The organism is Alysiella filiformis (genome assembly GCF_014054525.1).
In the GTDB taxonomy this organism is placed as follows: domain Bacteria; phylum Pseudomonadota; class Gammaproteobacteria; order Burkholderiales; family Neisseriaceae; genus Simonsiella; species Simonsiella filiformis.
Window position 1 is genome coordinate 119,412 of record NZ_CP059564.1, and the last position, 18,159, is coordinate 137,570.

An 18,159-nucleotide genomic window follows, 5' to 3' on the forward strand; every position below is an offset into this window, starting at 1 on the left:
TACCATTTATAAACAAATATTTGATAGACGTAGATAGACAAAAATAGCCGTAAAAAAACAGCCATTTTCAGGCTGCTTTTTTGAGTTTGGTGCGGATAGCGAGACTTGAACTCGCACGAGCTGCGCTCACCACCCCCTCAAGATGGCGTGTCTACCAATTTCACCATATCCGCGCTTAAATTGTTTCCGAAAAACTCATTTGCTTTTTTCGGTCTTTTTATTTTCTGTTTTGGCAGCCGTTTTATTGCTGCCTTTGCTTTTGTCTGTACTGCTGGATTTTTTCTTATCCGTTTCGGTCTTTTTGCTGCTGTTTTTGTTGTCGGCTTGGTTGTTTTTTTCGCTGACTTTATCGGCAGCCACTTTGCCAATGGCAGCACCTGCACCTGCTGCAATCGCAGCTTGACCAACACCACTGCTTACCGCGCTACTTGCCTCGGCGGAGGCTGTTGTGGCTTCCAATTTAGGTATTTCAGCAGCAGGCGCACTGTGTTGCGATGTGGCTTGGCTTTGTTGAATGCCACTGAAATCCATGCCTTTGTTTTTGCTGGCTTTGCTGTTTACATAGCCAAGTGCCAAACACGATGCGAAAAAAACCATGGCGGCAATCGATGTCATTCGGGTTAAAAAGTTAGCATTGCCACTTGAACCAAACACACCTTGTGCGCTGCCTGAACCACCAAAACTGGCACCCGCGTCTGCACCCTTGCCATGCTGCATTAAAACCAATGCAATAATGGTAAGTGATGAAAAGATGTTGATAATCCAGATGATGGTTTTAAAGGCTTCCATGGGTTTTCTATTCGGCTGATTGGGCAGCGTTGATGATGGCGGTAAAGGAATCGTATTTGAGTGAGGCTCCGCCCACCAATGCGCCATCTACATGCGGTACGCTAAAAATTTCGGCGGCGTTTTTGTCGTTTACGCTGCCACCGTAAAGGACGCGAATATTAGCATCATTACCGCATAATGACAAGATTTCATCGTAAATAAATTGGTGCATATCGGCAATTTGTTCTTTTGTGGCAACTTTGCCTGTGCCAATCGCCCATACGGGTTCATAAGCCACGGCAAAATTTTGGGTTTTTAATCCTTTAAATACAGACAGTTGATAGGCTACGGCTTCTTTTTCGCGCCCGTCTTCTCGCTCTTTAAGGCTTTCGCCCACGCACAATAGGGGAATCAAGCCCACTTTCAGCACGTTTTCTATTTTTTGGCGTTGTACGTCATTTTTTTCGTTGAAATACAGGCTGCGTTCGGAATGCCCAATCAGCACAATGTCCACACCCACGTCTTTCATCATTTCGGCAGACACTTCGCCTGTGTACGCGCCTTTTTCGGCAAAACGGCTTACGTCTTGGGCACAAGTGAAAATCTTGTTTTTCAAAACAATTTGGACGGCTTGATGCACTTGCAATAAATACACGGTGGGCGGACTGATGCCAATGCACACGTTGTTGTGTTCAGGCAGGCTGCGCAATTTGTGTACCAAGGCATTGTTGTCTTGTAATTGTCCGTTCATTTTCCAATTACCAATGACCCATTTTTGCTGCCAAATGTTTTGTTCCATGATGTTTGTTTCCGAAAATAGGTGGATGCGAATGGGCGAAATTGTACAATATTTCTGCCTAGAATTGTAATTCCATGTAAGAAACCGCGTTCAGGCTGCCTGAAAGTCCATGTAATGTAAAGAAATGACATCGTTGGACATTATTCGCTATGATAAGCACTTTCATCTTAAAAATCGGAGCGATTTAATGTCTTCACAAACACAACAACAAAACAATACGGTCGCATTATCGGTGCTGACTTCGCTGTTTTTCATGATGGGTTTCATTACTTGCTTAAACGATATTTTGATTCCCCATTTAAAAAACATTTTTAATTTGAACTACACCCAAGCGATGTTGGTGCAATTTTGCTTTTTCACGGCCTACGCGCTCATGTCGATTCCTGCTGGCAAGCTGGTTGAAAAAATCGGCTACAAAGGCGGTGTGATTGGTGGATTTTTGGTGGCGGCTTTGGGCTGCATTTTGTTTTACCCTGCGGCTGGCAGTGCGTCTTATCCGATTTTTTTGGGGGCGTTGTTTATTTTGGCAACGGGCATTGTGTTGCTGCAAGTGGCGGGCAACCCTTATGTTACCTTGTTGGCAAAACCCGGGAAAGAATCCACCACTTTAACTTTGATTCAGGCGTTCAATTCGCTGGCAACCACCATTGCGCCCCCCATTGGTGCGGCATTGATTTTTGTGGACGCAACCGCCAGCTTGGAACAGCGCGTTTCATCGGTGCAAATACCTTATTTGGGTTTGGCGGGATTCATGATTTTGCTGGCGGTGGCGGTGGCATTCATCAAGCTGCCTGACGCGCGTCAAATCGCCCAAGCGGAAACGGAACAAAATCACGATGGCAAAACCAGCGTTTGGCAATACAAACACATGATTTTGGGCGCAATTGGCATTTTCTGCTATGTGGGCGGCGAAGTGGCGATTGGCTCGATGATGATTAATGTGTTGGAACACATTGCGGGCATCAGCCATGCACAGGGTGCGTTTTATTTGTCGCTGTATTGGGGCGGTGCGATGGTGGGGCGTTTTGCGGGTTCGGCGATTATGAACAAGTTTCAGCCAGCCAAATGCTTGGCGTTTAATGCGAGTGCGGTGGTGGTGTTGATTTTGTTGGCAATTTTGTTTGGCGGCAAAGTGGCAATGTGGAGCTTGCTGGCGGTGGGTTTGTTCAATTCCATTATGTTCCCAACCATTTTTTCTTTGGGAACAAAAGGTTTGGGTAAATTTACGGGTCAAGCATCGGGCATCATTTGTACTGCCATTGTGGGCGGTGCGTTGATTCCTGTGGTACAAGGTTTTGCTGCCGACACGGTGGGTTTGCTGCCTGCATTTTTGGTATCGGCACTTTGCTATTGCTACATCGTGTTTTTTGCCACCAAAGGGCATAAAGCAGACGAAATCGCCAAAGCCTAAATTGGCATTTTGACCATCAACATTCAGGCAGCCAAAACGTGCATTTTGGCTGCCTGAATGCTTTTAATGGTCAATCCAATGTCTCATTTTCTGAAACCTTTGCAAAACCTCTACTTTTAAACTGACGTAGGGGCGGATTTCATATCCGCCCTTTTTTCAATTTATTGATAAGAATGAAAATTTCTGCGAATCTAAACGGGGCAGATATGAAATCTGCCCCTACAAACCGAGTTTTGCAAAGGTTTCTTTCTGTTTGATTGATGGCATTACAAGGCACAAGCGGTGTTGCCATCAATAATCAAGGTTAAAGCTCCTGTGGTGGGGTGAATCACCAAACCATGCACGGCAATATTGGCAGGCATAAGCGGGTGGCGGCGGATTTGGCTGACGGTATGGCGTACACTTTCATCAACATTTTCAAATCCTTGCAACCAATTATCCAAATCTATGCCTGCATCGCGCAACATGCCCACACGTTCGTTGGGAATGCCGTGCTGTTCGGCTTTTTCCAAAAAACCCGTGCTGTTTAAGCCGCGCATACCGCAATCGTAGTGGGCAATGACCATGATTTCTTCCACTTTCAACTCAAACACCGCCACCAGCAGCGAACGCATCACCGAACCCCAAGGGTGCGTTACCACCGCCCCTGCATTTTTGATGATTTTGGCATCGCCATTTTGCAAACCCAAAGCGGCTGGCAAAAGTTTGGTCATGCGCGTGTCCATGCACGACAAAATGGCAAGTTTGCGTTCGGGAAATTTGTTGGTTACAAAATCGGCGTATTTGTGTTCTTGTACAAATTCTTGATTGTAATTCAGAATTTTATTCAATTCAGACATGGGCAAATCACTCTAAACAAAGACAAGTGGGGATTATACTACACGGTTGTTTTTGCGCCATAATCACACAAATCGTGAATCAGGCAGCTTTGGCATTGCGGTTTTTGTGCTTTGCAAGTGTAGCGTCCGTGCAAAATCAGCCAATGGTGTGCGTCCATCAAAAAGGCTTTGGGTATGTTTTTCATCAATTTGTCTTCCACTTCGCGTACGTCTTTGCCTTTTGCCAAACCTGTGCGGTTGGATACGCGAAAAATGTGCGTGTCCACCGCCATCACAGGCTGCCCAAAAGCGGTGTTCAGCACCACATTGGCGGTTTTGCGCCCCACGCCCGACAGTTTTTCCAAAGCCTCACGGGTTTGTGGTACTTCGCCGCCGTGTTCTGCCAGCAGGGTTTGACAGGTTTCAATGATGTGTTTGGATTTGGTTTTGTATAAACCGATGGTTTTGGTGTATGCCATAATGCCTTCCAAGCCCAAATCCAGCATGGCTTGCGGTGTGTTGGCTACGGCAAACAATTTGGCGGTGGCTTTGTTCACGCCCACATCGGTGGCTTGCGCCGACAGCAACACGGCAATGAGCAATTCAAATGGCGATGAGTAGTTCAATTCGGTGGTGGGGTGCGGATTGGCATCGCGCAATCGTTCAAACATTTCTTGGCGTGTGGTTTTGTTCATGGTACTTCTTTCAAGATATTGATTTTTATGATTAAAATGGATTTCTCTTGCTGCATGGTCGCAAAAATACCCCCTTGGCAAAATTCGTGTGTGATTGGGGGCAAAGGTGGCAACAACGATGGTGTCATTATCGCTGCCCACCAATGATGTGGCAAGTGGCATTTTGCGTGGGCATTTTCAGGCTGCCTGAAATGCAAAAACACGCTATAATGGCGCGTTTTTTCAATATTTTAAATGGATTTTTATTCAAAATGACCGAACAAGAATTGCAAAATTTACAAAAAATGGTTGATGTTGCCGTCAATGCCTTGGAAGACATCAAAGCCAAAGACATTGTGGTGCTGGATACTTCTGCCAAAACTTCGCTGTTTGCCCGCATGATTATTGCCAGTGGCGACAGCACGCGCCAAGTTAAAGCCTTGGCAAACAATGTGTCGGTGGATTTGAAAGAGGCTGGCTTTGCCATTTTGAGCAGCGAAGGTCAAGATTCTGGCGAATGGGCTTTGGTGGACGCAGACGATTTGGTGGTACACGTTATGCTGCCTGCTGTGCGCGATTTTTACGACATTGAAGCCTTGTGGGGCGGCGAAAAACCTTCTTATCACGCTGGCGCAAACAAACCTTGGCACGCCGCCGATAATTGATGTGCCGTTGCATTTTCAGGCAGCCTGAATCGTGGTTTTTCAGGCTGCCTGAAATCATTTTTATAGGATAATCATGAACATAACCGTTTTAGCCGTTGGCACAAAAATGCCGCGCTGGGTTGATGAAGCCGTAAACGAATACGCCAAACGCTTTGGGCGCGACATCAACTACACACTCAAAGAAATCAAACCCGAAAAACGCGGCGCAGGCATCAACGCCGCCCAAGGCATGCTCGCCGAAGAAAAACGCCTGCTGGAAAACCTGCCCCAAGGCGCATTTTTGGTGGTGCTGGACGAACGCGGCAAAGCCCCCACATCAATAGAATTAGCCGAACACATGCGCCAATGGCAACACAATGGCGAACACGTTTGTTTCATCATCGGCGGCGCAGACGGCATGACCGACACACTCAAACAAAAAGCCAATTTGATGATGCGGCTGTCTAGCCTTACCCTGCCACACGGCATGGTGCGCGTGCTGCTGACCGAACAGCTTTACCGAGCCGTGTCCATTTTGCACAATCACCCGTATCATCGGGAATGAAATTCAGGCTGCCTGAAATCCCATTCAGGCAGCCTGAAACCATTTTTTATGCCGTCAAAGTTTCATAAACCATCGGACGTTCACTTGGTGCATTTTCGCCAATTTTCACCGCATTTAAATACGCATTGGCGGCAATTTGCCAATCTTGCTCGTTTTTCGCGTGAATGGTGGCGATGGGCGTTTGCGTGTCCACTTTCGTGCCAATCGGCAAAATTTCGTCAAAACCGACACTGTGGTCAATTTTGTCGCTGGCAACACGTCTGCCGCCCCCCAAATTGATGACCGCCACACCAATATCGCGCGTGTTCATTTCACTGATAAAACCCGCTTGGGGCGCGAAAACAGGCTTAATCACATTGGCTTTGGGCAATAAAGTTTCAAATTGATTGCCAAAATCCGCCGCACCGCCCTGCGCCACCACCATGCGATTGAAATACTCCAACGCCAAACCATTGTCCAACACCGTTTGCAATTTTTCGCGTGCCTGTTCGCGCGTTTGCGCCAATTTGCCGTTTACCAGCAATTCTGCCGACAACGCCATGGTTGCCTCGTGCAAACGCGGATTGCGGTAATCGCCACGCAAATAGCGCACCGCCTCGCGCACTTCCACCGCATTGCCCGCACTGGAAGCCAAAACCTCATTCATATCCGTGAGTAAAGCGGTGGTTTGGCAGCCTGCATGGGTGGCAACTTGCGCGATGGATTGCGCCAAAGCGCGTGATAATTCATAGGTCGGCATAAACGCGCCATTGCCCACTTTCACGTCCATAACCAAGCTGTCCAAGCCTTCGGCTAATTTTTTGGACAAGATGGAAGCCGTAATCAAATCAAGGCTTTCTACCGTAGCGGTAACGTCTCGCGTGGCGTAGATTTTGCGGTCGGCAGGGGCAAGGTTGCCCGTTTGTCCCACAATCACACAACCGATTTGCTTGACCATTTCCTGCATTTTTTGCGGAGACGGAAAAATATCAAAACCTTGAATGCTTTCCAATTTATCCAAAGTGCCGCCCGTGTGTCCCAAGCCGCGCCCTGCAATCATCGGCACATACGCGCCACACGCCGCCAACATGGGTGCAAGCATGAGCGAAACCACATCGCCCACACCGCCTGTGGAGTGTTTGTCCAACAAAGGTCCATTTAAATCAAAACCTTGCCATTTTAACGTGTCGCCAGAATCGCGCATGGCGGCAGTGAGCGCGGTGCGTTCGTCCAAATTCATTTTGTTGAAAAACACCGCCATGCACATCGCGGCAATTTGTCCTTCGCTCACGGTTTCGTTGGTAACACCTTGAATGTAAAATTGAATTTCTTCATTGCTTAAAATTTGATTGTCGCGTTTTTTGCGAATGATTTCTTGCATTAAAAATGCCATTTGGGTTCTCCCTAAAAATTGTTTTTAAAATAGAAAATGGTTCAGGCTGTTTTTTCAGTACACCATTTTGTCCCCTCTCCTGTGGGAGAGGGTTAGGGAGAGGGTAAAACCGACAATGCTCAACAATTCTTCCCTCTCCCCAGCCCTCTCCCAAAGGAGAGGGAGCAAATGGCTTGAATATCAACGATTTCAGGCTGTATTTGATTCTTTGTCGTGTACTGAAAGGCTGCCTGAAATCATTTTCCTTAATTTTTCAACAAATTATCCAATAAAGCAGACGCGCCAATGCGGAATGTTTTTGCTTGCACCCAATCTGTGCCAAACACATCAGCCGCTTGTTGCATGAAATCGTGGGCTGCCTGAATTTCGCGCACACCGCCCGATAATTTGATGCCCACACCATCCTGTTTGCCTGATTTTTGAATGGCTTGCAACAAAATCGCGGCAGCATTTAAGCTCGCGCCTTGTGGGATTTTGCCTGTTGAGGTTTTCAAAAAATCCGCGCCTGCCTGAATGCAAATTTGCGCGATTTGGGCGATTTCTTCATCGTTGAGTGCGCCTGTTTCCAAAATCACTTTTAATTTTGCGCCCTTTTCGTGGCAAATTTGGGCGATTTTGGCGGTTAAATCGCGCCCCACTTCGGCTTGCCCTTGCTGGAATGCACGATAGGGAAACACCATGTCAATTTCATTGGCACCGTCTTGAAGTGCCTGTTGGGTATCGGCAATGACTTGTTCGGCTGGCTCATCGCCTGTTGGAAAATTGACCACAGTAGCCACCGCCACCGTTTCAGGCAGCCTGCTTTTTGCCAACGCCACAAACGGCAAATAAACACACACCGCCGCCACATCGCCCAAAGCATTTCGCGCTTTGTCGCACAAGGCGATGATGGTCGCTGGCGTATCGGTTTCGTTGAGTGAAGTCAAATCCATAACCTGAACAATTTGATTTTTTGTAAACATTTTTCTTTCCTAAAAAACATTTCAGGCAGCCTTACAATACACAACAAAAATGGTTTGGCTGCCTGAAATCTGTTCCCTCCCCCTATGTAAGGGGGAGGGAGTAGGTTCATGGCAACATCAAAAATTGTCGTGTACGGAAAAGCAGCCTGAATGTGCTTTTACATGGTTGAACTTAAACCAATAAACAAGCCCGCAATGGTCGCGCTCATCAAATTGGACAAAGTGCCCGCAATCAAAGCATACACGCCCAAACGCGCAATGTCGCCACGTCTGTTGGGTGCCATGATGGACAAACCGCCCACCAAAATCGCAATAGAACCCAAGTTGGCAAAACCACATAATGCAAAAGAAACAATGGCTTTGGTTTTGTCGCTCAATGCGATTTGTGCGCTGTCTTTGGTGTAATTGATGAATTCGGTGTACGCCACAAATTCGTTAATCACGATTTTTTGACCGATGAACGAGCCAGCCGCTTGCGCTTCCGCCCAAGGTGCGCCAATCACCCAAGCCAAAGGCGCAAAAGCGTAACCCAAAATTTTGTCCAAAGTCAGGTTTTCCACGCCAAACAAGCCGCCAATGCCGCCCACCATGCCATTAAACAAAGCAATAATGCCCACAAACGCAATCAACATCGCACCCACGTTCAGCGCAATTTGCAAGCCTGTTGATGCGCCAGCCGCCGCCGCGTCAATCACATTGGCAGGGGGCGTTTCGCCTTCGGCTGTGAAACTCAATTTCACATTGGGGTCGTCTTGGGGTTTTTCGGTTTCGGGAATGATGATTTTGGCAAACAGCAAGCCCCCAGGAGCCGCCATAAACGATGCCGCAATCAAATATTCCATTTGCACGCCCATCGCCGCATAGCCACCCAACACCGAACCCGCAATGGACGCCAAGCCGCCCGTCATCACGGCAAACAATTCAGATGTGGTCATTTTCGCAATAAAGGGTTTGACCACCAAAGGCGCTTCGGTTTGCCCCACAAAAATATTGGCGGCAGCAGACATGGATTCGGCACGAGATGTGCCCAAAGCCTTTTGCAATGCGCCACCCAAAATTTTGATGACCCAACCCATTACGCCCAAATAATACAAAACCGCAATCAAAGACGAAAAGAAAATAATCATCGGCAACACGCGGAATGCAAACACAAATCCGCCGCCACCAAACAATTCAAACATTTTGCCATCAACCAAGCCGCCAAACAAAAACGACACGCCCTGATTGCCATAGCTCAACACTTTTGCCACGCCATTGGACACCATTTCCAACACGGCACGTCCTGCTGGCACATACAAAATCAATGCGCCCAAACCAAATTGAATGGCAAATGCCACCCCAACGGTGCGTTTGTTGATTGATTTTTTGTGTTTGGACAGGGCAAACGCAATCGCCAACAAAGCGACCATGCCCAATAAACTGTTTAAAATACCCATAACGGAAACTCCAAATCGTAAAATCTCTTTTCTCAAATTAAATTTGATAAGTGGCATTTTATGCCAAAAAAACGCAAAATCCGCTTTATCAAATCGGCAACAATGCTATACTGAAATGCGTTTTATTGCAATGTAGTGTTAAGTTATTTTCCATGCTTTTTGATTAAAATTAACATGATTTAATATTTGATTTTGTCTTTTGAAAGTAAATTTATGAAATTACAGAGTTATTTTTCTCATCAAGATGTTTTGGCTTTTCAGGCTGCCCACGCCAACCATTCAGATGATTTGATTGATTTGGCATTTTCGTTATTGGTCAATGGGATAGAGCAAGCGGTTGTGCCTGTTTCGCATTTTAAAGTGGGCGCGTGCGCGATTGATGATGAGGGCAACTTCTATTTTGGCGCAAACCAAGAATGCAGCCACGCGGCAATGGGGCAAACCGTCCATGCCGAACAAAGTGCGATTGCCCATGCTTGGGCGCGTGGCGCAAAACGCATTACCGATATTGTGGTCAATTACACGCCTTGCGGACATTGTCGCCAATTTTTGAATGAATTGCGCGGTGCGGAAGATTTGCAAATCCACCTGCCCCACAGCCGCAACAATCTGTTGAGCCAATATTTGCCCGATAGCTTTGGTCCCAAAGATTTGGACATGACGGTGCGATTTTTGGACGCGCAAAATCACGGTTTCAGCCTGCCTGAAAATGGGGCGCAAGATGATGCGGTTTTTCAGGCAGCTTTGCGCGAATTGAACCGCAGCTACGCGCCTTATTCCCAAGCCTATGCGGGCGTGGCGTTGCGCGTTGAATCGGGCGAGATTTTTGCAGGCGGCTATGCCGAAAACGCGGCATACAACCCCACTTTGCCGCCTTTGCAAGTGGCATTGAATCTGTTGCGATTGAGCGGCTTTCACGAAAATCAAGTGCGCGAGGCGGTGTTGATTTGCACCGAACATGGCGGACACGCGGCACACACACAGGCATTGTGGTCGGCATTGTCGTCTGTGCCATTGCGGATTTTGACGTTGAAATGATTGCGGTTACAATGCCGCCTGAAAAATATGATGTAGGGTGCAACTTGTTGCACCATTTTCCCGTTAAATTATGGGTTTGGTGCAACAAGTTGCACCCTACATTTTCAAATGATTAACCCACTTTATTTTAAAGGAAAATACACATGGCAACCCCACACATTTCCGCCCCTGCTGGCGCATTTGCCCAAACCGTTTTGATGCCTGGCGACCCACTTCGCGCCAAATACATTGCCGAAACCTTTTTGGAAAACGCCGAGCAAGTAACAGCCGTACGCAATATGTTTGGCTACACAGGCACTTACAAAGGCAAACGCATTTCCATTATGGGACACGGCATGGGCATTCCCTCCTGCTCCATTTACGCCAAAGAATTGATTACCGAATACGGTGTGAAAAACATCATTCGCGTAGGCTCATGTGGCGCGGTGTTGGACGATGTGCATGTGCGCGATGTGGTCATCGGCTTGGGCGCAAGCACCGACAGCAAAGTCAATCGCATTCGTTTCCGCGACCACGATTTTGCCGCCACAGCCGATTTTGGCATTGTGCAGGCTTTGGTTCAGGCAGCCGCGCAACACGGCATTGCCGCCAAAGTGGGCAACTTGTTTTCCAGCGATTTGTTCTACCACCCCGACACGCAAATGACGGAAACCTTACGCAAATATGGCATTTTGGGCGTGGAAATGGAAGCCGCAGGCATTTACGGTGTGGCAGCCGAATTTGGCGCAAAAGCCGCAACCATTTGCACCGTGTCCGACCACATTGTGCGCGAAGAATACACCAGCGCAGAAGAACGTCAATTAACGTTTAACGACATGATTCAAATTGCTTTGGACGCAGCGATAACATTGTGATTTGAATTTCAGGCTGCCTGAAACAGAAAAACTGCCGTCATTCCCGCGTAGGCGGGAATCCACTTTTAACTTTAAGAAACAAAAGTTTGTGTAACTCAACTTTGGATTCCCGCCTACGCGGGAATGACGATGGTAGTGGTTTTACAAAGGTTTCAGCCTGAAAACACATTCATCATGTAAACAAGGTTTCAAGCCCATGCTTACACCCACACATTGCGATTTATTCAAGCAACCCTTTTTCCAATTTGCCCAATTAAAACAATACTGCCCCGAACGCATAGAACCCCTAAAATCCGCCTACAAAAACGCATGGCAAGATTGGCGCGATGAGATTGTTCAGGCAGCCTGCGAATTGGGCGAACCCTTCGCACCGCCACACATTGAACGCTGGTGCAATGGCTGGCAAGTTCGCGCCCATTTTTTCGCCTATTTCAAATACGCCCAATATGAAAATTCGGCAGCGATTTTATCATTGATTTTAAACAGAAAACGTTTGACCGTCTCGTTGGATTGGCACGCGTATCGCGCCAACCGTTCGGCATACAGTTTGGCGCAATACAATCAATGGCTTGATATTTTAGACACACCCACTTGGGGCAATTTTGACATTTGGCATGGCAATGATGATGAATATGCCGATTATCCGCAACTCGCCACGCTGCCTGAAAACGCCTTGAATTTGCGCGACCCAAACGATTTTTTCTGTATCGGCAAACATTTGGAACGCGATGATTTGGCAAAGCACAATAGCCTTGAATTTATTGTGGCAACGATAAAGCAATTACTGCCTTTGTATGAACAAATTCACATTCAGGCAGCCTGAATGTGTCGCAATCAGCCTAAGTTGGCTTTCCGAACCTACCTACGCTTGATGCGTTTGCTATTATCTTAAAAATATAAAGAAAATCATGGAAAAATATGAATATATTTTTATAAATGATAAAAATATTGATACAGAGTTAGAAAATCCATATGAATTATGGAAAAAAAGAATTTGTATTGCCATAACTACTATTTTAATTACTATGGTTTTTTTTGGTATGATTATTGTGAATTGGTTACCTGACTATTTAGCCGAACAATATGCTAAAGAAAAACTTAATATTAAGACAGGTTGTTTATATCAAATTAATACTGGCATAAGAAATAATGTCGCATTTAAAATAGAAGACGCCACGTTATATACATACTATATTCAAATACCTAATACCAAAAATAAAGAACTCCCCCATTTGGAACCAAATAAATGCTTTACTGTTCAATACATAGAAGTAGATTTAATCATCTACAAAAAAAACTATGTTTATAATTTTTAAGCCATGTCGTCATGTAGGTTGGGTTGCAAAACCCAACTCTTTAACGATAACAAAAATGTTGGGTTTGACAACCCAACCTACCCAAATAATCATTCAGGCAGCCTGAATTGCCCACCGCTAGGTGTTTTCAGGCTGCCTGAATTTTTATTTCAACATTTCAACGCAAAATCAAGCCACTTTCCCCTCCAAAAAATCCTGCGCGAAACGTTGCAGCACGCCACCTGCCTCATAAATCAGCACCTCCTCTGCCGTATCCAAACGACAGGTAACAGGCACTTCCACCGTTTCCCCATTTGAGCGATGAATGACCAAAGTCAAATCGCAACGCGCCTCACGTTTGCCAATCACATCAAAGGTTTCCGTGCCGTCCAGTTGCAAAGTGTGGCGGTTTACACCCTCTTTGAATTGCAATGGCAACACGCCCATGCCAATCAAATTGGTGCGATGAATGCGCTCAAATCCTTCCGCCACAATCGCTTCCACACCTGCCAAACGCACGCCTTTTGCCGCCCAGTCACGGCTGGAACCTTGCCCATAATCCGCGCCCGCAATGATGATAAGTGGTTGTTTGCGATTCATATAGGTTTCAATCGCTTCCCACATACGCATCACTTTGCCGTCTGGTTCCACACGCGCCAAAGAGCCTTGCTGGGTTGTGCCATCTGGGTTTTTGACCATTTCGTTGAACAGTTTGGGATTGGCAAAGGTGGCGCGTTGGGCGGTCAAATGGTCGCCACGATGGGTCGCGTAGGAATTGAAGTCTTCTTCGGGCAAACCCATTTTTGCCAAATATTCGCCTGCCGCGCTGTTGGGCAAAATCGCGTTAGAAGGCGACAAATGGTCGGTGGTGATGTTGTCGGGCAAAATCGCCAAGGGGCGCATGCCGCGTAAAGTGCGTTCGCCTGCCAACGCGCCTTCCCAATAGGGCGGACGGCGAATGTAGGTGGATTTTTCGCGCCATGCGTACAGGGGTGATGGCGATTTTTCGGTGTCGTTGGCGGCAAACATGGGTTCGTAAATTTGTCTAAACTGTTCGGGTTTCACAAATTTTGCCACGATTTCGTCAATTTCTTCATCGCTGGGGAAAATGTCTTTTAAGCGGATTTCGCGTCCGTCTTCTGCCACGCCCAACACGTCTTTTTCAATGTCAAAACGAATGCTGCCTGCAATCGCATACGCCACCACCAATGGCGGACTTGCCAAAAACGCTTGTTTGGCGTAGGGGTGAATGCGTCCGTCAAAATTGCGGTTGCCCGACAACACGGCGGTGGCGTACAAATCGCGGTCAATGATTTCTTGTTGAATTTCAGGGCGCAATGCACCGCTCATGCCGTTGCAAGTGGTGCAGGCAAAGGCAACGATGCCAAAGCCCAATTTTTCCATTTCAGGCAGCAAACCTGCTTCTTTTAAATACAATTCTGCCACTTTTGAACCAGGGGCAAATGAGGTTTTGACCCAATCTTTTTTCTTTAAACCCAAACGGTTGGCGTTTCGTGCCAACAATGCTGCCGCCACCACATTGCGCGGATTGGAGGTGTTCGTGCAAGAGGTAATCGCGGCAATGATGACTGCGCCATCGGGCATTTTGCCGTCTGTTGGGGTTTCGTAGGGTTGCGCCAAGCCTTTGGCTGCCAAGTCGGCGGTGGCAAAGCGGGCGTGTGGGTTGCTCGGGCCCGCCATATTGCGTGTTACGCTGGACAAATCAAATTGCAACACGCGCGGATAAACGGCATTTTTCAGGCTGCCTGACCACAATCCTGCGGTTTTGGCGTAGTTTTCCACCAATTTGACTTGTTCGTCATCGCGCCCAGTTAATCGCAAATAATCAATGGTTTGTTCATCAATGGAAAACATGGCGGCGGTTGCGCCAAATTCGGGGGTCATATTGGAAATGGTGGCGCGGTCGCCAATGGACAAACTGCTTGCGCCTTTGCCAAAAAATTCCACAAACGCGCCCACCACGCGCTCTTTACGCAAAAATTCGGTTAAAGCCAACACAATATCGGTGGCGGTGATGGTGGGTTGGCGTTTGCCTGTCAATTCCACGCCCACAATATCAGGCGTACGCAACATGGACGGCAAGCCCAACATCACGCATTCCGCTTCCAAACCGCCCACGCCCACGGAAATCACGCCCAGCGCGTCCACATGGGGGGTGTGCGAATCCGTACCCACACAAGTGTCGGGGAACGCCATGCCATTTTTCACTTGAATCACGGGCGACATTTTTTCCAAATTGATTTGGTGCATGATGCCGTTGCCTGCGGGGATTACGTCCACGTTTTCAAAGGCGGTTTTTGTCCAGTTGATGAAATGGAAACGGTCTTCGTTGCGGCGGTCTTCAATTTCGCGGTTTTTGGCGAAGGCGTTGGGGTCATCGCCACCGCATTCCACCGCAAGCGAATGGTCCACAATCAACTGGGTTTGCACAACTGGATTGACTTTGCTGGGGTCGCCGCCTTTTTCGGCAATGGCATCGCGCAAACCTGCCAAATCCACCAGCGCGGTTTGCCCCAAAATATCGTGGCAAACCACGCGCGCGGGATACCATGGAAAATCCAATTCTTGCTTATTTTCAATTAATTGGCGCAACCAAGATTGCAAAGTGGGCAAATCCACATTGTCGGCACGATTGACCAAATTTTCCGCCAAAATGCGACTGGTGTAGGGCAATTTGTCGTATGCGCCTGCCTGAATGTCTTCAATCGCTTGTTTTGCATCAAAATAATGCAAATCACTGTTGGGTAAGGGTTTTTTGTAGATTTGATTTGGATTCATGGTTTATTTCCTTTGTGTTTTTCTTGTGGGTAAAACGAGGGGGGTACTGCAAAATTGGGAGCGTAGGTTGGGTTGTAAACCCTACATTTTTGCCGTGATTTCGTGATTTTATGATGTTGGGTTTGCAACCCAACCTACATTTTTTGATTTTCAGGCAGCCTGAAAAGATATTTTACTATTTCTTTTAATTTTTCAATAATTTGGTGTATGATGTGAACTCGGTATTTCAATCCATTACCATTAAAGTTTATTGGCAATATGTCGCGTTATCGTGCCTGAATACAATAATTTCTTTAATGAATACAGGAAAAATTGACAAGCGTCCTTTTCATCTAAAAATGAAACAACATCGTATCTGTTGCCCCGTTCAGAATAAAAAACATAAAAAATGGTTTTTTCTTGATAATCTTCACAACTGATACAAATCGCATCATTTGCTTGTCCAATATCGTCCATAATCGCAAAAGTATTATTGGGAATATTCAACCGATACAAATATTCTTTTAACTCAATAATCTTATTGATATTCTTACTTAATTGGGATAAGCCCATTATGTCTTTATTGTATCCAAAATGTACCAAATTTCTTTTATTTTCAAAAAATTGCGTTATTTTAGCCCAAATAATCATTTAAATTATCCTTGTAATCTGATTTTCAGGCTGCCTGAAACATTTTTTCATCGCTTGACAGCCATTGCCTCAAAACCGATAATCCCATTTTAGGTTTATTTTTATAGGAAAAATCAAAATGTTAATTGAAATTAGCACATTACCGCCAGCGATTCAAGAGCAAATTTTATCGGTTAAACAAGGTGAAATCGTACAATTCATTCATCATGGCAAATTAATTGGCAGTTTCAAACGCCCCAGCGAAGATTCCTTAATGGCTGCCGCAGGTTTATTAAAAGATTACGGCATTGACGGCTTGGAATACGAACGCCAAATTCGCAGCGAATGGGATTAAAAATGTATCTCATTGACACCAATATCATTATTTATCATTTGGCAAATATGCCCCAAGCCGTGTATTTTTTGGACAATCATCGCAATCAACTTGCCATTTCCACCATTACCGTTGCCGAAGTTTTGTCCTTTCCCATGAATGATGAGACTTTGGCAACCATGCACCGCTTTTTGGAAGACAATTTCACTTGGCTGGACGTAAGCCGCGACATCGTTTTAAAAACCGCCGAAATTCGCCGCCAAAAGAAAACCAAAACACCCGATGCACTGATTGCCGCCACCGCTTTGCAACACGGTTTGATTTTGGTCAGCCGCAACGAAAAAGATTTTAAACATTTGCCATTAAAACTGATTAATCCAATGGGAAATTAACGGTTTTTTTAGGTTTTCAGGCTGCCTGAAACATTTTTCCCATTTTATTTTGCGGTTTCAATCATCAATTCAAAATGATATTCTTGTGAATATTTTGCCAAAATAAGGTGTAATTGTTTAATTATTTCATCAATATAATCAAATACTTTTTCTTTTCCGCATAATGTATTCATCGCGTCCAATTCGTCTAATGTTTGCAAAATATCGCATAATTCTGGAACGCAATGCGATTCAAGCTCTTGAATAATTTTGGGTCGGGCAAATGTCCAAATCCCTGCTTCAAAAGGGATTATTTCCGCTTTTATCGCTTGCAACAAACCCAAAGCCCAAATCGCCACATAACAAGACGGATTTTGGACGTCAATTTGTAATCTTTTCATTTTGTTAAATTTGTTTATTCAAATTCAAATTTTCAGGCTGCCTGAAAAATACTTTCTTCATATAATTGAAATATTATGCCAATTCGGTACGACATTTACTTCCGCCCAAACCATTTCCCCCCAAACACATGGCACACCAATCCCCCCATTACCAAAGCCATACCACCCCAATTCCACAGCCCAAGTCTTTCATTTAAAAGCAGATAACCCACCAACAACGCCACCACAGGCACCAACAACGCAAACGGTGTAACCTTGCCAGCAGGATAACGCGACAACAACGCCCCCCAAGCCGTATAGCCCACCATACTGGACACATACGCCAAAAATAGCACGCCAATCAATCCCTTAACGCTGATACCGCGCACCGCATTCGCCACACCGTCCGCGCCATACATCGCCACCGCCGTCAGTGCAAACGCCACCAACGCCGCCCAACTGCCCCACACCACCAATGCCAACGGTTGTACCGCGCCAATTTTCTTCACAATAATGTTGCCACACGCCCACGAAACCGCCGCCCCCAGCACAGGCAACATCGCCACTATCGGCAAACTGCCCTGATAATGCCCCACGCCAATCAACACCAAACCCATCGCCGCCGTTCCCATGCCCCACAAATGGTGTGCCAACACGGGTTCGCGCAACATCACGCCTGCAATCAGCACGGTAAAAAACACCTGCGCCTGTATCATCAATGCCGCCAAACCAGTCGGAAAACCCCAACTCAATGCGGTAAACATCAAGGCAAATTGCCCAAAATTAATCGTTAATCCGTATAAAATCAGCCATTTCCATGCAACAGGCGGTTTTTTAATCACAAAAACCGCAGGAAACAACACGCACACAAAACGCCATGCCCCCAATACCATAGGCGGTAATTCGTCCAGCGCAATCCGCATAAAAAAGAAATTCACGCCCCACACGCCCACCACAGCAGCAATCAGCAATCGGTCTTTTAAAGTCATTTTTCAATATTTTTCAAATGGTTCATGGTTTTCAGGCTGCC

At 46.3% G+C, this 18,159-nt stretch carries 19 protein-coding genes, 1 tRNA gene and 1 pseudogene; 9 read left to right on the forward strand and 12 right to left on the reverse strand.

Going from position 1 to position 18,159, the window contains the following annotated elements; genetic code table 11:
* Positions 1 to 87: 87 nt before the first annotated feature.
* The 3 genes and pseudogenes from H3L97_RS00690 to tpiA all read right to left on the reverse strand — a co-directional run bounded on the left by H3L97_RS00690 (position 88) and on the right by tpiA (position 1,567).
* Positions 88 to 173, reverse strand: a tRNA-Leu gene (locus tag H3L97_RS00690).
* Positions 174 to 459: 286 nt separating this feature from the next.
* Positions 460 to 789, reverse strand: a pseudogene (gene secG / locus H3L97_RS11860) (preprotein translocase subunit SecG); the annotation flags it as partial.
* A gap of 7 nt (positions 790 to 796) precedes the next feature.
* Positions 797 to 1,567, reverse strand: coding sequence for a triose-phosphate isomerase (gene tpiA, locus H3L97_RS00700; protein WP_097113685.1), 771 nt, complete (start codon positions 1,565 to 1,567; stop codon positions 797 to 799).
* Between the two features lie 187 nt (positions 1,568 to 1,754).
* On the opposite strand from tpiA, the gene H3L97_RS00705 reads away from it, so the two are divergent.
* Complete coding sequence (locus H3L97_RS00705; protein ID WP_097113686.1) at positions 1,755 to 2,978, forward strand: sugar MFS transporter; 1,224 nt, start codon at positions 1,755 to 1,757, stop codon at positions 2,976 to 2,978.
* 266 nt (positions 2,979 to 3,244) lie between these two features.
* Here the strand turns inward: H3L97_RS00705 and H3L97_RS00710 are convergent, their stop codons facing one another.
* Positions 3,245 to 3,817, reverse strand: a complete 573-nt coding sequence (locus H3L97_RS00710) for a beta-class carbonic anhydrase (protein ID WP_097113687.1) — start codon at positions 3,815 to 3,817, stop codon at positions 3,245 to 3,247.
* 38 nt (positions 3,818 to 3,855) lie between these two features.
* The gene (nth, locus tag H3L97_RS00715; protein WP_097113688.1) at positions 3,856 to 4,491 is read right to left on the reverse strand and encodes an endonuclease III; all 636 of its coding nucleotides are present in this window, start codon (positions 4,489 to 4,491) and stop codon (positions 3,856 to 3,858) included.
* 251 nt (positions 4,492 to 4,742) lie between these two features.
* Here nth and rsfS point away from each other — a divergent pair, with 251 nt between their 5' ends.
* Both rsfS and rlmH read left to right on the forward strand, forming a co-directional pair.
* Positions 4,743 to 5,135, forward strand: coding sequence for a ribosome silencing factor (gene rsfS, locus H3L97_RS00720; protein ID WP_097113819.1), 393 nt, complete (start codon positions 4,743 to 4,745; stop codon positions 5,133 to 5,135).
* Between the two features lie 73 nt (positions 5,136 to 5,208).
* The gene (gene rlmH / locus H3L97_RS00725; RefSeq protein ID WP_097113689.1) at positions 5,209 to 5,679 is read left to right on the forward strand and encodes a 23S rRNA (pseudouridine(1915)-N(3))-methyltransferase RlmH; all 471 of its coding nucleotides are present in this window, start codon (positions 5,209 to 5,211) and stop codon (positions 5,677 to 5,679) included.
* 46 nt (positions 5,680 to 5,725) lie between these two features.
* Here rlmH and deoA read toward each other — a convergent pair whose 3' ends face one another.
* The 3 genes from deoA to H3L97_RS00740 all read right to left on the reverse strand — a co-directional run bounded on the left by deoA (position 5,726) and on the right by H3L97_RS00740 (position 9,449).
* A complete protein-coding gene (gene deoA / locus H3L97_RS00730) occupies positions 5,726 to 7,051 on the reverse strand; it encodes a thymidine phosphorylase (RefSeq protein ID WP_097113690.1) in 1,326 nt (441 codons plus the stop codon).
* A gap of 245 nt (positions 7,052 to 7,296) precedes the next feature.
* Positions 7,297 to 8,013 carry a deoxyribose-phosphate aldolase gene (gene deoC, locus H3L97_RS00735; protein WP_097113691.1) on the reverse strand — a complete coding sequence of 239 codons (717 nt, stop codon included), beginning with the start codon at positions 8,011 to 8,013 and terminating at the stop codon, positions 7,297 to 7,299.
* 158 nt (positions 8,014 to 8,171) lie between these two features.
* The gene (locus H3L97_RS00740) at positions 8,172 to 9,449 is read right to left on the reverse strand and encodes a NupC/NupG family nucleoside CNT transporter (protein WP_097113692.1); all 1,278 of its coding nucleotides are present in this window, start codon (positions 9,447 to 9,449) and stop codon (positions 8,172 to 8,174) included.
* Positions 9,450 to 9,662: 213 nt separating this feature from the next.
* Here H3L97_RS00740 and cdd point away from each other — a divergent pair, with 213 nt between their 5' ends.
* The 4 genes from cdd to H3L97_RS00760 all read left to right on the forward strand — a co-directional run bounded on the left by cdd (position 9,663) and on the right by H3L97_RS00760 (position 12,657).
* Complete coding sequence (gene cdd, locus H3L97_RS00745) at positions 9,663 to 10,487, forward strand: cytidine deaminase (RefSeq protein ID WP_097113693.1); 825 nt, start codon at positions 9,663 to 9,665, stop codon at positions 10,485 to 10,487.
* A gap of 143 nt (positions 10,488 to 10,630) precedes the next feature.
* A complete protein-coding gene (deoD, locus tag H3L97_RS00750; protein ID WP_097113694.1) occupies positions 10,631 to 11,341 on the forward strand; it encodes a purine-nucleoside phosphorylase in 711 nt (236 codons plus the stop codon).
* A 196-nt stretch (positions 11,342 to 11,537) separates the two neighbouring features.
* Positions 11,538 to 12,164 carry an HI_0552 family protein gene (locus H3L97_RS00755; RefSeq protein ID WP_097113695.1) on the forward strand — a complete coding sequence of 209 codons (627 nt, stop codon included), beginning with the start codon at positions 11,538 to 11,540 and terminating at the stop codon, positions 12,162 to 12,164.
* Between the two features lie 85 nt (positions 12,165 to 12,249).
* On the forward strand, positions 12,250 to 12,657 hold the full coding sequence (locus H3L97_RS00760; RefSeq protein WP_097113696.1) for a hypothetical protein: 408 nt from the start codon (positions 12,250 to 12,252) through the stop codon (positions 12,655 to 12,657).
* Between the two features lie 168 nt (positions 12,658 to 12,825).
* Here H3L97_RS00760 and acnD read toward each other — a convergent pair whose 3' ends face one another.
* On the reverse strand, positions 12,826 to 15,435 hold the full coding sequence (acnD, locus tag H3L97_RS00765) for a Fe/S-dependent 2-methylisocitrate dehydratase AcnD (RefSeq protein ID WP_097113697.1): 2,610 nt from the start codon (positions 15,433 to 15,435) through the stop codon (positions 12,826 to 12,828).
* Between the two features lie 240 nt (positions 15,436 to 15,675).
* Positions 15,676 to 16,065, reverse strand: a complete 390-nt coding sequence (locus H3L97_RS00770; RefSeq protein ID WP_097113698.1) for a hypothetical protein — start codon at positions 16,063 to 16,065, stop codon at positions 15,676 to 15,678.
* A 118-nt stretch (positions 16,066 to 16,183) separates the two neighbouring features.
* Here H3L97_RS00770 and H3L97_RS00775 point away from each other — a divergent pair, with 118 nt between their 5' ends.
* Both H3L97_RS00775 and H3L97_RS00780 read left to right on the forward strand, forming a co-directional pair.
* Entirely contained in the window at positions 16,184 to 16,399 is a 216-nt protein-coding gene (locus tag H3L97_RS00775; protein ID WP_097113699.1) for a hypothetical protein, read from the forward strand.
* Between the two features lie 2 nt (positions 16,400 to 16,401).
* Entirely contained in the window at positions 16,402 to 16,770 is a 369-nt protein-coding gene (locus H3L97_RS00780; protein ID WP_179655778.1) for a type II toxin-antitoxin system VapC family toxin, read from the forward strand.
* Between the two features lie 44 nt (positions 16,771 to 16,814).
* Here H3L97_RS00780 and H3L97_RS00785 read toward each other — a convergent pair whose 3' ends face one another.
* Complete coding sequence (locus H3L97_RS00785) at positions 16,815 to 17,150, reverse strand: hypothetical protein (RefSeq protein WP_097113701.1); 336 nt, start codon at positions 17,148 to 17,150, stop codon at positions 16,815 to 16,817.
* Positions 17,151 to 17,245: 95 nt separating this feature from the next.
* The gene (locus H3L97_RS00790) at positions 17,246 to 18,118 is read right to left on the reverse strand and encodes an EamA family transporter (RefSeq protein ID WP_097113702.1); all 873 of its coding nucleotides are present in this window, start codon (positions 18,116 to 18,118) and stop codon (positions 17,246 to 17,248) included.
* Positions 18,119 to 18,159 lie beyond the last annotated feature (41 nt).

What these genes read in the sequence shown, in the direction of transcription:
- tpiA (WP_097113685.1), bottom strand. Translation starts at nt 1,567, where the DNA reads ATGGAACAAAACATTTGGCAGCAAAAATGGGTCATTGGTAATTGGAAA.
- H3L97_RS00705 (WP_097113686.1), top strand. Translation starts at nt 1,755, where the DNA reads ATGTCTTCACAAACACAACAACAAAACAATACGGTCGCATTATCGGTG.
- H3L97_RS00710 (WP_097113687.1), bottom strand. Translation starts at nt 3,817, where the DNA reads ATGTCTGAATTGAATAAAATTCTGAATTACAATCAAGAATTTGTACAA.
- nth (WP_097113688.1), bottom strand. Translation starts at nt 4,491, where the DNA reads ATGAACAAAACCACACGCCAAGAAATGTTTGAACGATTGCGCGATGCC.
- rsfS (WP_097113819.1), top strand. Translation starts at nt 4,743, where the DNA reads ATGACCGAACAAGAATTGCAAAATTTACAAAAAATGGTTGATGTTGCC.
- rlmH (WP_097113689.1), top strand. Translation starts at nt 5,209, where the DNA reads ATGAACATAACCGTTTTAGCCGTTGGCACAAAAATGCCGCGCTGGGTT.
- deoA (WP_097113690.1), bottom strand. Translation starts at nt 7,051, where the DNA reads ATGGCATTTTTAATGCAAGAAATCATTCGCAAAAAACGCGACAATCAA.
- deoC (WP_097113691.1), bottom strand. Translation starts at nt 8,013, where the DNA reads ATGTTTACAAAAAATCAAATTGTTCAGGTTATGGATTTGACTTCACTC.
- H3L97_RS00740 (WP_097113692.1), bottom strand. Translation starts at nt 9,449, where the DNA reads ATGGGTATTTTAAACAGTTTATTGGGCATGGTCGCTTTGTTGGCGATT.
- cdd (WP_097113693.1), top strand. Translation starts at nt 9,663, where the DNA reads ATGAAATTACAGAGTTATTTTTCTCATCAAGATGTTTTGGCTTTTCAG.
- deoD (WP_097113694.1), top strand. Translation starts at nt 10,631, where the DNA reads ATGGCAACCCCACACATTTCCGCCCCTGCTGGCGCATTTGCCCAAACC.
- H3L97_RS00755 (WP_097113695.1), top strand. Translation starts at nt 11,538, where the DNA reads ATGCTTACACCCACACATTGCGATTTATTCAAGCAACCCTTTTTCCAA.
- H3L97_RS00760 (WP_097113696.1), top strand. Translation starts at nt 12,250, where the DNA reads ATGGAAAAATATGAATATATTTTTATAAATGATAAAAATATTGATACA.
- acnD (WP_097113697.1), bottom strand. Translation starts at nt 15,435, where the DNA reads ATGAATCCAAATCAAATCTACAAAAAACCCTTACCCAACAGTGATTTG.
- H3L97_RS00770 (WP_097113698.1), bottom strand. Translation starts at nt 16,065, where the DNA reads ATGATTATTTGGGCTAAAATAACGCAATTTTTTGAAAATAAAAGAAAT.
- H3L97_RS00775 (WP_097113699.1), top strand. Translation starts at nt 16,184, where the DNA reads ATGTTAATTGAAATTAGCACATTACCGCCAGCGATTCAAGAGCAAATT.
- H3L97_RS00780 (WP_179655778.1), top strand. Translation starts at nt 16,402, where the DNA reads ATGTATCTCATTGACACCAATATCATTATTTATCATTTGGCAAATATG.
- H3L97_RS00785 (WP_097113701.1), bottom strand. Translation starts at nt 17,150, where the DNA reads ATGAAAAGATTACAAATTGACGTCCAAAATCCGTCTTGTTATGTGGCG.
- H3L97_RS00790 (WP_097113702.1), bottom strand. Translation starts at nt 18,118, where the DNA reads ATGACTTTAAAAGACCGATTGCTGATTGCTGCTGTGGTGGGCGTGTGG.